The sequence below is a fragment of the Salinibacterium sp. SWN248 genome, assembly GCF_015864575.1.
In the GTDB taxonomy this organism is placed as follows: Bacteria; Actinomycetota; Actinomycetes; order Actinomycetales; family Microbacteriaceae; genus Rhodoglobus.
Genome location: NZ_JADYWW010000001.1, coordinates 421,548 through 434,027, shown reverse-complemented (window position 1 = coordinate 434,027; position 12,480 = coordinate 421,548). Strand labels below are relative to the sequence as shown.

The following is a 12,480-nucleotide window of genomic DNA, read 5'->3' as shown; positions in this document are numbered from 1 at the left end:
AAGCGTAAGGGCGGCATCCGACTAGCGGGTATTCAGTGTGACTAGTTGCCGCCCTCAAGGAGGGTGACGTCGATCGGGCTGAAGCTGGAACCGGTGGTGTCTACGCCCTCGGCTTCGAGCTCTTCAAGTGCCTTCATGATCCAGTCGTTCGACCATGCCGTTGCCGGCGGTGCCGTGGTGATGGGGCTTGCACCCGTCTCGTTGACGGCGCTGATGGCGCCTTCAACGGTGCGGTCCCACGCGGCTTCATCGATAACGCCGATGCCGTTGTCGGCCGGCCAGATCAGCTTGTTAGTCTCGTTGACCATCCACAGTTCGTGGCTGGGGCCCCAACCGGAACCAGCAGCAACGGTGCCTTCGGCAGCAGATTCAGGGTTCTCAGCGGAGTAGATCCAGCCCTTGACTACAGCCTTGAGGAACTTGACCGTGGTCTCCTGGTAGTCCTCGTCGCTGTCGAGACGCTCGGTGTCAGCCCAGATTGCATCCTGGAGCATGGCGCCAACGGTGTCTTCGTAGCTGATGACGTTGAAGTCTTCAGGCTGGTACAGCTCTCCGGTGTCAGGGTCGGTCGACTCAAGCAGCTGAGCGTACTCGTTGTACGTCATGGCCTGTGCGGCGTCGATGTCGCCCTGCAGGAACGCGTTCATGTTGAAGTCCTGCGTGATGATCTGCACAGTCGAGGAGTCGAGTCCTTCAGCAGCCATTGCTGCGAAGATCTCCCACTCGTTTCCGAAGCCCCACGAGCCAATCTTCTTGCCCTCGAAGTCAGCGACGGAGTCAATGCCCGAGTCAGCCCACGACACCTGAAGGGTGCCCGACTTCTGGAAAATCTGAGCAATGTCGGTGAGGTTGGCGCCCTGCTCGATGGAGCCAAGAACCTTGGGAACCCAGGCTACGGCGTAGTCAACGTCGCCGTTGGCGAGAGCGTCTTGCGGAACGATGTCGCCACCCGACGGGATGATTTCGACGCTGAGGCCTTCGTCTTCAAAGTAGCCCTGATCGGCTGCGGCGAAGTAGCCAGCGAACTGTCCCTGAGGGAGCCACTGGAGTTGGAGCTTCACTTCGGTGAGGGCTTCGCCAGATTCGCTGGTGGGCTCTTCGGCGGTGGAGCATGCTGCGAGGAGGACCGCTGCCGTTACGGCGAACGCTCCAGCCGCGAGTGCGCGGCGTTTGGTGAACTTCATGTCAGACCTTCCAGATTCACGGTGCAAGTGGATACTGCTGGTAGAGCTGGTGGAGCGGTTATCTCCTTCCCTTTTCTGCGCGGGGTGCTGTCATCGGGAGCCCCCGGTCGGTACACGGCGCAGCACTAGTCGTTCGAGTGCGAGCGTCGCGAGGTAGAAGAGCAGACCGAGAGCGATGGATGCCCCGACGTAGGCCCACGCGCGGGAATACGCGCTTGAGGCTGCCGAGGTCGCAATCAGACTGCCGAGGCCGCCGCGTGGTCCACCGAAGTATTCCGCCACGAGGGCGGAGATAACGGCGAGCGACGAAGCGATGCGGATGCCAGTGAGGATAAAGGGGCGCGCTGTCGGCAGGGTGAGCGAGCGCAACATCTGCCCGGAGCTTGCTGCGTAGGCCTTCATTAGGTCACGGTGCACTGGCCGCGTTTGGCGAAACCCGCGCAGGGTGTTGATGAAGATGGGAACGAACGACGCGATAGCAGCAATTGCTTGGCGACCGAACTGGCTGTCAGCTCCAAACATGGAGTTGAGCACCGGGGCGAGAGCAACGATCGGAACAACCGCGAGCGCGGCAATGATCGGTGCACTCATCTGGTCTGCGATGCGCCACCGTGCGGCGACCGCAGCGAGAATGATTCCGAGCAGCGAACCAACGAGCAGACCCAGCAGGCTGTTCGTTCCGGTGAGCACCGTTGCCGAGACGACGGCTGGCCAGTACGCGACCAGTTCCGCCATGATCGAAGTCGGGCTCGGCAGCAGGTAGTCGGAGACGCCACCAACGGTGACGAGAAACTGCCAGATGGCGAGCACGATGATACCGAGCGTGACGGGGGCAACCACGCGAAGGATCGACTCCGTTCGCGGGCTCCAGCCCTTGGTGCGCGTGGCACCGGTTCCGGCACCGATGATCGCGTTCGCGGTCGTGTTTGTCGTCATCGGGTGTCCACTCCCCTGGCGGCGCGCGGTGCGGGGTTTTCCGCATCCGAGGCTCCGCCGTGCAGTGCTTCACGCACTTCGGTCACCATCTCGAAGAACGAGGATGCTTCGCGCAGGTCGTCGTCACGTTCTTCGCGACCGTCAGCAGCATCCAATCGCATCGGGATGATGTCGCTGATGCGACCGGGCCGCGGCGACATGACCACAACGCGGTCGGAGAGGAACACGGCTTCAGGAATCGAGTGCGTCACGAATACGACAGCAGCTCCGGTGTCGGCGGCAATGCGCACGAGGTCTGTCTGCATCTTCTCGCGGGTCATCTCGTCGAGGGCGCCGAACGGTTCATCCATCAGCAACAGTCGCGGCTGTTCCGCCAGCGAGCGGGCAATCGCAACGCGCTGCTGCATGCCGCCCGAGAGCTGGTCAGGAAAACGATCAGCGAACTCGGTGAGGCCGACCATCTCGAGCAGGTCAGCAACGCGAGTGCGCCGAGCAGCGGATGCCACCCCGTGCAGTTCCAGCGGAAGCGCAACGTTCGCGGCCACCGTGCGCCACGGCAAAAGCCCGGCCTGCTGGAATGCGATGCCGTAGTCCTGGTCGAGTCGAGCCTGCGTCGCCGTCTTGCCGAACACCGTCAGCTCCCCCGAAGTCGGAACATCGAGGTCGGCAATGAGTCTCATGAGCGTTGACTTGCCACAGCCCGAAGGACCGATGAGGGAGACAAATTCGCCGGCCTCAACGGTGAGGTCGATTCCTTCAAGCGCGTGAACGATGCCCGAGGCAGTCTGGAACTGTTTGTTGAGACCGCGAACGGCAACAGCAGCATCCGAAACATCGGTCGTCATCGTGTCGGCAGCGGGAGTGGTGGTCGGGATCTGGTCGCTCATGCGGCCTCCTCGGTTCGTCGGTAGTCCTTGAGAATGATGCCGAGCAGTGCAACGGAACCGGCCGTCACAAGGCCGAGCACGATTGCGCCGAAGATGGGGCCCCACGCCTTCGAGGGGTCGCCCGATGCTTGACCGGCAAATTGAATGAGTAGGCGTCCGATGCCGCCTTGAAGTCCGGTCGATACTTCCGCGACAACCGCGCCGATGACAGCGTTCGCTGCTCCGAGTCGCAGCGCAGGCAGAAGGTACGGAACGGCTGCGGGCAAGCGCAGTCGCACGAGCGTCGGCCAGTAGCCAGCGGCATACGTGTCGAAGAGCTCAACGTGGATGCGGTCGGGAGATTGCAGTCCCTTGAGCGCACCAACGGTGATCGGGAAGAACGCCAGATAGCTCGCAATGAGCGCGACCGACATCCAGTCTTGCCACTCGAACGAGCCGATCTCGACGCGCGAGCCCCAGCTCTTGACGATCGGCGCAAAGGCGATGAGCGGCACGGTTTGGCTGATGACGATCCACGGCAGGAGGCCGAATTCGGCGAGGCGCCAGCGTTGCATGAGGAGCGCGAAGACGACTCCCACAATCACTCCGACAGCCCAGCCAGCAGCAGCGATTCCGAGCGTCATGAGCGAGGCAAGCGCCACGACTGCCCAGAGCGGAAGCGCACCATCTGCTCGCGTGACGGGCTCCGCGAGCCGCGTCATCATGTCCCACAGGTGCGGCATAGCGAGGTCGGTCGTGCGCGGAAGCACGCGAAGTTCGCCGATGAGCACGCCGTTGTCTGGACCGAAGAACTTGTAGCCCTCCCAGATGAGTGCGATGAGCGCGACGCCAGCGATGCCCCAGAGGAAGCCGCCGAGCAGCCGAGTGCGCGCGGGTTTAGCCACCGCACCCGGCGAACTCGCAGGGCGGACGGCAACCTCCCCACGCTGATCGTTTCGGGTTGCCGTCATCGGGTTAGACCTTCGCCGTCACTGTTTCGGTGAGGGCCGGGATTACCGTCTCGCCGTAGACCCGCATGGTCTCTTCTTTGTTGTCGTGCTGCAGGTAGCCGGCGAACTGATCGACACCGAGCTCGCGCAACTTCTCGAGCTTTGCGATGTGCTCCTCGGCGGTTCCCATGACGCAGAACCGATCGACGATCTCGTCGGGCACAAACGCCGCGTGCGTGTTGCCCGCTTGACCATGCTGGTTGTAGTCGTAGCCTTCACGCTTCTCGATGTAGTCGGTGAGGGCCTTCGGTACGTCTCCGTCAGAGCCGTACTTCTTCACGATGTCGGCCACGTGGTTTCCCACCATTCCTCCGAACCAGCGGCACTGGTCGCGCATGTGCTCCCAGTCATCTCCGATGTACATCGGCGCTGCAACACAGAACTTGATCGACATCGGGTCGCGTCCGGCGGCTTCAGCAGCGTCGCGCACCTTCTTGATCATCCAGGCGGCAATGTCGAGGTCAGCGAGCTGCAAGATGAACCCGTCTCCGACTTCACCGGTGAGCTTGAGCGCGAGGGGGCCATAGGCCGCAACCCACATCTCGAGCTCGGAACCTTTGCTCCATGGCAACTGCAACTGCGCTCCGCCGTATTCGACCGAACGCGAGTTCGCGAGTTCGCGGATGACGTGAATCGACTCCCGCAGATCCTTCAGCGTTGTCGGCTTGCCGTTGGTCACGCGCACAGCCGAGTCGCCGCGGCCAATGCCACAGACGGTGCGGTTGCCGTACATCTCGTTGAGCGTGGCGTAGGTAGACGCCGTGACGGTCCAGTCGCGCGTGGCCGGGTTGGTCACCATCGGTCCGACGATCACCTTGCGGGTCTCGGCCAAGATCTGGCTGTAAATCACATAGGGCTCTTGCCACAGGATGTGCGAGTCAAAGGTCCAGACGTAGGTGAAGCCGTGCGCCTCTGCAAGCTTCGCGAGTTGAACGGTTCGTGCTGACGGCGGGTTGGTCTGAAGTACTGCTCCGAAGTCCATGGGGCTCCTCATTCGTGGTGGAAGGTCGTTTAAAGTGCAGCATCCGCTGGTGGTAGCCAGCGGATGCTGCAGCGAAACCGTTTAGGTCAGGTACTGAGTGAGGCCGCGCTTCATGAAGCGGCCGTCACCCTTGGTGCCGATGTACTGGTCGTCATCGACGATGACCTTGCCTCGTGAGATGACAGTGTCAACGTGACCATCGATCTCGAAGCCCTCCCAGGCTGCGTGGTCCATGTTCATGTGGTGCTTCTTGCCGGTGGGGTTGCCGTTTTCGTCGACCGGCATACCGATCGAGGTGTGACCGTTGGGGTCATAGACCACGATGTCGGCGTCGGCTCCTGGCTGGATAACACCCTTGCGTCCGTAGATACCGAACATGCGAGCGGGGGTGGTGCTCGTCAGTTCGACCCAACGCTCGAGCGTGAGCTCGCCGGTGACAACGCCTTGATACATGAGGTCCATGCGGTGTTCGACGGTTCCCATGCCGTTGGGGATCTTGCGGAAGTCCGCAAGGCCCAACTCTTTTTGGTCCTTCATGCAGAACGGGCAGTGGTCGGTCGAGACCATCTGCACATCGTTCGTGCGCAGCGACTGCCACATGGCATCCTGATGACCCTCTTCGCGTGAACGAAGCGGAGTCGAGCACACCCACTTGGCACCCTCGAAGTGGCCGTACTGCTCACTCTGCGCACCGAGTTGTTCTTCGAGGCTCAAGTAGAGGTACTGCGGGCACGTCTCAGCAAAGACGTTCTGGCCACGGTCACGAGCGGTGGCGATCTGTTCGACCGCTTGCTTCGCGCTGACGTGAACAATGTAGAGCGGGGCGCCGGTGAGCTTCGCGAGCATGATCGCTCGATGCGTCGCTTCCTCTTCCATCTCCCAGGCACGAGCGACACCGTGATAGTACGGGTCGGTCTTGCCCTGCTCCACGAGCTGCTCGGCGAGAACGTCGATGACCGGCCCGTTCTCGGCGTGCATCATCGTCATCAAGCCGGTGTCGCGAGACACCTGCATTGCCTTGAGGATTTGTGCGTCATCCGAGTAGAAAACTCCGGGGTAAGCCATGAACATCTTGAAGCTCGTGATGCCCTCGTCTGGCAGCTTCTCCATCGCCTTGAGCGACTCGGGAGTGACGTCGCCGACAATCTGGTGAAAGCCGTAGTCGATGGCGCAGTTGCCCGCCGCTTTGCCGTGCCACGCAGCGAGCGAATCCTGGATGCGCTCTCCAAAGGTCTGCACCGCAAAGTCGATGATCGAGGTCGTGCCGCCCCACGCCGCAGCGCGAGTGCCCGTCTCGAACGTGTCGATTGCCGCGGTGCCGCCGAAGGGCAGCTCCATGTGCGTGTGGGCGTCGATGCCACCGGGAATGACGTACTTTCCCGTGGCATCAATGACCTTGTCGACGGATGCCGCAATGTCGGTTCCAAAAAGCGTGCTGCCGGGAGACAACACAGCTTTGATTACTTCGCCGTCGATCAGGACGTCTGCTGGGGCGCGCCCCGTTGAGCTGACGACGGTACCGCCGGAAATGAGAGTGGTGGCCATGATTCGCTCCTCTGCGATGTCGTGTGCCTACTGTCCCCCGGGCGCCAAAACAACCTGGGGGTTGAAGTTTTGGCTTACTTAGGGATCGACAGGTACGCGTCGGGGCGACGGTCACGGTAGAACTGCCAGTCGTCGCGCATTTCCTGCACGAGGTCCATGTCGAGATCGCGAATCATGATCTCTTCATCGGTGCCCGAGCCACGCTCGCCCACGAAGTTTCCGCGGGGGTCGATGACCTGGCTGGTGCCGTAGAAGTCGACAGCTTCGTCGCCGTACTCGTTGTCTTCGAGGCCGACACGGTTGGGCTGAAGCACAAAGTAGCCGTTGGCCACTGCTGCTGCTGGACCTTCAACCTCCCAGAGGCGGTTGGAGAGTCCGGGCTTCGTGGCATTCGGGTTGAAGACGATCTCGGCGCCGTTGAGCCCGAGTTCGCGCCATCCCTCGGGGAAGTGGCGGTCGTAACAAATGTGAACGCCAACCTTGCCGACGGCGGTGTTGAACATCGGGAAACCCAAGTTGCCGGGCGTGAAGTAGAACTTCTCCCAGAACTTGTCGAGGTGAGGAATGTGGTGCTTGCGGTACGAACCAAGGTTGGTGCCATCGGCGTCAACAACGACGGCGGTGTTGTAATACACGCCCGTCATCGCTTCTTCGTAGATCGGCAGAATCATGACCATGTCGAGCTCTTTAGCCAGGGCTTGGAAGCGCGTAACGATCGGGCCATCAACAGGCTCGGCGTAGCGGTAATACTTCTTGTCCTGAGTGATCCCGAAATAGGGACCGTAGAAAAGCTCTTGGAAGCAGATGATCTGGGCGCCTTGCGCCTTCGCATCCCGAGCGAACTGCTCGTGCTTCTGAATCATCGACTCCTTGTCGCCTGTCCAAGTGGTCTGAGTGATTGCTGCGCGAACCGTTGTCATTGTGCCTCCTGCGTTATTCGGCGTCATTGCCTGCGGCGATGAACCGGGAAAATGACACGCGAACGGGAACTATCCCCGTTCACCCATTCTCTAGGTTCATCGTTTCAATCGTGTTGTGCCTATGTGACGGTGTGGTTACTCATCATGTCCCTCTCCAGCGTAAGTGGCAATGCTCATTTGTGCTGATGAGACCATGTTGTGCAAAATTGTCTATACAATTCCACAATATTTCTCGAAATACTTACGAAGTCGGCGCGAATGTCCAGATTGCGCTCGCTCGAGGCTGACGCGCAAGAGCAGGCTGGCGAGGCGCCGCAAACACCGTCGTCACCTCGCTCGCGTACATCACCGAATCCGGAACACGGTCGGCCAGACCCTCAAAACCAGCCGCAGCGAGCAAGCCATCCTCGAGGTAGACCAATTCAGCCGATTGCAACGGCCACGGTTCGTGGTGGTTGCGCGAGTAGATCGTGCGTCCACGATGAGTTTCGTGAAACCCCCACCGAGCGGTCAGGAACGTAGCCAAGGGGTCAGCCGCGAGCGCAACACTCGCCGCCGGGTCATCCACCGGTTTCACAATGATGTGGGATGCGGCATCCGGCTGACCGTGCCGTTTCGTTTTGTAGGCAATCTGCCCGTCGCGCTGCCCGATCTTCATCGACGCCCACTGGTACGGCAAACCAAAAGCGAGCCGCGCGGTGAGCACCGGAATCAGGTGCGATGCTTCGAGCGAAAGGAAGACCACTCCGCGCCGCCCGTGCTCATCAACGGAGTACAGGCGAACGTTCACTTCGGGAAAGTCACCGAGCCACGGGATGCTTGGCCCGCCAAAGAAGGAACTTTGCGACATCTGAAAGGCGATGAGCCCCACCCACGTGCTGCCGTTGAGCGTATCGGGGCGGCAGCCCGCGGGCAGCAGCGGAGCCACGACCGCAGGATCAACCCGCCAGTGCAGGAACGTTACTTCGCTCCAGCGCTGCCGCAGGATAGCGGAGCCGCCGAGCGGTGGGGCTTGCCGAAACATCATCAGATGCCCGCAATCACCGGGGAAGTTGGTTATCGCGCCTCACGAAGGGGCGCCACAGTTCGACCTGATTGGCGCGCTCGGTGCGGGTTCCCGCTTTGAGCGAGATCACCTCACCAGCAGAACCGGCCGCGAAGACGCGCCGGCCCGGTTTTGAGAGCAGTTCATCGGCAAGCGCCGCTTCGAGTTCGCGCACGCGCGTACTGAGTTCGGACACTTGATTCTCAAGATCGAGGATCCGCTTAATGCCCTCAAGGTTGAGACCTTCAGCGCTGAGCGCTGCGATCTCACGCAACTGCATCACGTCGCGCATGGAGTAACGCCGCGAACGACCGCTGGTTCTCGTGGGAGACACGAGACCCAGACGGTCGTACTGTCGCAGTGTCTGCGGATGCATGCCCGCCAACTCCGCCGCAACGGCGATAGCAAAGGCGGGACTCAGCTCATCCATGACTATTAGCTCCTGGCTCTGGCAATCAATTCTTCCCGCGGATTCTCCGTGGGCATCGCTTCGGCAAAGGCCTCGAGGTGCTTGAGCGCAGCTTCTGGGATGCGGTTAGGCACCGCCACTTGCACTTCGGCAAGCAGGTCTCCGGTTGCTTTCGCTGTCGCCACTCCGCGACCCTTTACTCGCAATACTCGTCCGCTCGGGGTTCCCGGCGCAACCTTCAGTTTCACCGGTGCACCGCCCAGGGTCGGCACCTCGATAGTGGCGCCGAGCACAGCTTCCGCAAACGTCACAGGAACAACAACACGAAGGTTGCTGCCGTCACGCTCGAACACCGGATGCTTGCGCACAGAGACCGTGAGGACCAGGTCGCCAGCGGGGCCACCATTGGGGCTCGCCTCGCCTTTGCCCTTGAGTCGGATCTTCTGACCGTCGCTGACTCCCGCAGGAATCTTGACGTTCATCGGACGACCGCCAGCAGGCTGGAGTTTGATCGTTTCGCCGTTTATCGCGGTTGCAAAATCGAGTGTCGTGTTTGCTGCCAGATCGCGGCCCTTTGCGGGGCCACCACGGAATCCGGGGCCACCGCCGGGGCCGGCTTGGCCACCGAACATGCCACCGAGAAGGTCTTCGAAGCTTGCGCTTGATTGCCCTCCGCCGTAGCTCTGACCGCCACCATAACTCTGGCCACCGCCACCGAACATGCCACCAAAGACATCCTCGAAGCCGCCGGCCTGACCGCCTTGGCCACCCGCTTGGAAGCGAGCGCCCGAGCCCATGGCACGAACCTGATCGTATTCTTTGCGCGTCTCGGCATCAGAAAGCACGGAGTGCGCTTCACTGATTTCTTTGAAGCGCTCTTCGGCCTTCGGATCTCCCGGGTTCGAATCCGGGTGAAACTGGCGCGCGAGTTTGCGATAGGTCTTCTTCAACTCGGCCTCGGAGATGTCTTTCGACACCCCGAGCACCTTGTAAAAGTCCTTATCGAACCAATCTTGGCTAGCCACTACACGCCACCCCCGACCTAATCAGCGGGGCCGGAGACAGCAACCTTCGCGGCACGCACAACGCGCTCACCAAGAATGTAGCCCGGCTCAACGACATCAGCGATCGTGTTTTCGGTCGCCTCAGGATCGTTCAAATGAACAACAGCCTCGTGGAACGCAGGATCAAAGACTTCGCCCTTTTCACCGATCTTGCGCAGTCCGAACCGCTCAAAACTTGAGTTGATCTTCTGTGCCACAAGCGCGATGGGGGTTCCCTCAAGGATGTCGCCGTGCTTGTCGGCACGGTCGAGATCATCGAGGGCGGGAAGCAGTGAACGGATGACGTCGGCGATTACGGCTTCGCGGTTCGCGACCCGATCCCGCTCAACGCGAGTGCGGAAGTTCACCAACTCAGCCTGAGCACGCAACATCTGATCACGCATCTCAGCGACGAGGTCCCGACTAGCTTCCTCAAGAAGACGCTTGTCTTCTTCACTCAGCTCATCGGGGGCCTTCGTGGCGTCCTCGGCAGGCTCCTCGTCAGAGGAAGGCTGCCCCTCGGCTGCCGCAGATTCCTCTGCAGCAGCCGAGTCGGCCGCACTCACGTCGCCAGTTTCCGGATCAACACGACCTTCGTCGTCGTTCACCGGCTCTTGGTTGTCGTCGTGGTCCGTGTTTTTGTCAGACATCTACTTCTTGTCCGTGTCAGCTTCGTCTTCGTCGACAACTTCAGCGTCGACGATGTCCTCGTCGGAGCTTTCGTCAGCGGCAGCGCTTTCGCCCTCTGCAGCGGCCTCAGGGTTTTCTTCCTGGTGCTTGTAGATTGCTTCGCCCAGCTTCTGTTGGCTCTCGGTGAGCTTGTCGAACGCGGTCTTGACCTCTGCTTCGTCGTCTCCGGCGAGCGCCGTATTGAGCGCGTCAACGTCGGCCTGAACTTCAGTCTTGACGTCTTCCGGCAGCTTCTCAGCGTTGTCGGTGATGAGCTTTCCGGTGGAGTATGCGAGCTGCTCTGCGTTGTTGCGAACCTCGGCTGCCTCGCGGCGGGCCTTGTCTTCTGCAGCGTGCTCTTCGCCCTCGCGAACCATACGCTCGATGTCGTCCTTCGACAGGCTTGAACCGCCCGTGATGACCATCGACTGCTCCTTGCCGGTGCCCTTGTCCTTGGCGGACACGTGCACGATGCCGTTAGCGTCGATGTCGAAAGTGACCTCAACCTGCGGGATTCCACGAGGCGCCGGTGCGATACCGGTGAGCTCGAAGGTTCCGAGGTTCTTGTTGTCGCGAGTGAACTCACGCTCACCCTGGAAGACCTGAATCGACACGGAAGGCTGGTTGTCATCCGCCGTGGTGAAGGTCTCGCTGCGCTTGGTCGGGATTGCCGTGTTGCGGTCGATGAGCTTGGTCATCATTCCGCCCTTGGTCTCGATGCCGAGGCTCAGCGGGGTGACGTCGATAAGCAGAACGTCCTTGCGCTCACCCTTCAACACACCAGCCTGGAGTGCAGCACCAACGGCTACGACCTCATCGGGGTTAACGCCCTTGTTGGGTTCCTTGCCACCGGTGAGCTTCTTGACGAGCTCAACGACGGCGGGCATACGAGTCGATCCACCCACGAGTACAACGTGTGCAACGTCGCTCAGCTTGACGCCGGCTTCCTTGATGACATCGTTGAAGGGCTTCTGAACGCGCTCGAGCAGGTCGGCGGTGAGTTCTTCGAACTTGGCGCGCGAGAGGGTCTCGTCGAGGTTGGCTGGGCCACTCTCGGTGAGCGAGAGGTACGGGAGCTGGATGCTTGCCGTCATCTGCGAGGAGAGTTCCTTCTTGGCCTGCTCGGCAGCTTCCTTGAGGCGCTGCTTGGCAATCTTGTCGCCAGAAACGTCAACACCGGTCGAGTCCTTGAAGCGCTTGATCAGGTAGTCAACGACGCGGGCATCCCAGTCGTCACCACCGAGGCGGTTGTCACCCGAGGTCGACTTGACCTGGATGGTGGAGAAGTCGTCGTCTTTGCCCACTTCGAGCAGCGAGACGTCGAACGTTCCGCCACCGAGGTCGAAGACCAGAATGAGTTCGTCTTCTTTACCCTTGTCGAGGCCGTAGGCCAGTGCAGCAGCAGTGGGCTCGTTGATGATGCGCAGAACGTTGAGGCCCGCGATCTCACCGGCTTCCTTCGTTGCCTGACGCTCAGCGTCGTTGAAGTAGGCGGGAACGGTGATTACTGCGTCGGTGACGTCTTCACCCAGGTACTGTTCGGCATCGCGCTTGAGCTTGGCAAGCGTACGAGCGGAAATTTCCTGCGGGGTGTACTTCTTGTCGTCGATCGCGACGGTCCAGTCAGTACCGATGTGGCGCTTGACGGATGCGATGGTGCGGTCGACGTTAGTGACGGCCTGGCGCTTTGCGGTTTCACCAACGAGGACTTCGCCATCCTTGGTGAATGCGACGACGGATGGCGTGGTGCGCATTCCTTCGGCGTTTGCAATGACGGTGGGTTCTCCACCTTCGAGTACGGCAACTACCGAGTTGGTGGTTCCGAGGTCAATACCTACTGCTCGAGCCATGTGCTCTTACTCCTTTAAGTC

Annotated in this window: 12 protein-coding genes; all 12 read right to left on the bottom strand. The window is 60.9% G+C overall.

Annotated features, from left to right (window positions below; genetic code table 11):
* Positions 1–41: 41 nt before the first annotated feature.
* Positions 42–1,184: an ABC transporter substrate-binding protein gene (locus I6E73_RS01985; protein ID WP_197122700.1), complete on the bottom strand. Its 1,143-nt coding sequence runs from the start codon at positions 1,182–1,184 to the stop codon at positions 42–44.
* 90 nt (positions 1,185–1,274) lie between these two features.
* Entirely contained in the window at positions 1,275–2,120 is an 846-nt protein-coding gene (locus I6E73_RS01980) for an ABC transporter permease (RefSeq protein ID WP_197122698.1), read from the bottom strand.
* The gene (locus I6E73_RS01975) at positions 2,117–3,007 is read right to left on the bottom strand and encodes an ABC transporter ATP-binding protein (RefSeq protein ID WP_374189157.1); all 891 of its coding nucleotides are present in this window, start codon (positions 3,005–3,007) and stop codon (positions 2,117–2,119) included. The genes I6E73_RS01980 and I6E73_RS01975 overlap by 4 nt, the downstream gene beginning before the upstream one ends.
* Entirely contained in the window at positions 3,004–3,957 is a 954-nt protein-coding gene (locus I6E73_RS01970) for an ABC transporter permease (RefSeq protein ID WP_197122696.1), read from the bottom strand. Before I6E73_RS01970 ends, I6E73_RS01975 begins: the two co-directional genes overlap by 4 nt.
* Before the next feature lie 4 nt (positions 3,958–3,961).
* Positions 3,962–4,978 (bottom strand): TIGR03842 family LLM class F420-dependent oxidoreductase, encoded by a 1,017-nt coding sequence (locus tag I6E73_RS01965; RefSeq protein WP_197122694.1) that lies wholly within the window; start codon positions 4,976–4,978, stop codon positions 3,962–3,964.
* An 81-nt stretch (positions 4,979–5,059) separates the two neighbouring features.
* Positions 5,060–6,523 carry a dihydropyrimidinase gene (hydA, locus tag I6E73_RS01960; RefSeq protein WP_197122692.1) on the bottom strand — a complete coding sequence of 488 codons (1,464 nt, stop codon included), beginning with the start codon at positions 6,521–6,523 and terminating at the stop codon, positions 5,060–5,062.
* 74 nt (positions 6,524–6,597) lie between these two features.
* Entirely contained in the window at positions 6,598–7,443 is an 846-nt protein-coding gene (locus I6E73_RS01955; RefSeq protein ID WP_197122690.1) for a nitrilase-related carbon-nitrogen hydrolase, read from the bottom strand.
* A 241-nt stretch (positions 7,444–7,684) separates the two neighbouring features.
* Positions 7,685–8,470, bottom strand: coding sequence for a YqjF family protein (locus I6E73_RS01950; protein WP_197106755.1), 786 nt, complete (start codon positions 8,468–8,470; stop codon positions 7,685–7,687).
* A 13-nt stretch (positions 8,471–8,483) separates the two neighbouring features.
* The gene (locus I6E73_RS01945) at positions 8,484–8,918 is read right to left on the bottom strand and encodes a heat shock protein transcriptional repressor HspR (protein WP_197106756.1); all 435 of its coding nucleotides are present in this window, start codon (positions 8,916–8,918) and stop codon (positions 8,484–8,486) included.
* Positions 8,919–8,923: 5 nt separating this feature from the next.
* Entirely contained in the window at positions 8,924–9,922 is a 999-nt protein-coding gene (locus tag I6E73_RS01940) for a DnaJ C-terminal domain-containing protein (protein ID WP_197122688.1), read from the bottom strand.
* Between the two features lie 17 nt (positions 9,923–9,939).
* Positions 9,940–10,590 carry a nucleotide exchange factor GrpE gene (locus I6E73_RS01935; protein ID WP_231600510.1) on the bottom strand — a complete coding sequence of 217 codons (651 nt, stop codon included), beginning with the start codon at positions 10,588–10,590 and terminating at the stop codon, positions 9,940–9,942.
* A complete protein-coding gene (gene dnaK, locus I6E73_RS01930; RefSeq protein WP_197106758.1) occupies positions 10,591–12,459 on the bottom strand; it encodes a molecular chaperone DnaK in 1,869 nt (622 codons plus the stop codon).
* Positions 12,460–12,480 lie beyond the last annotated feature (21 nt).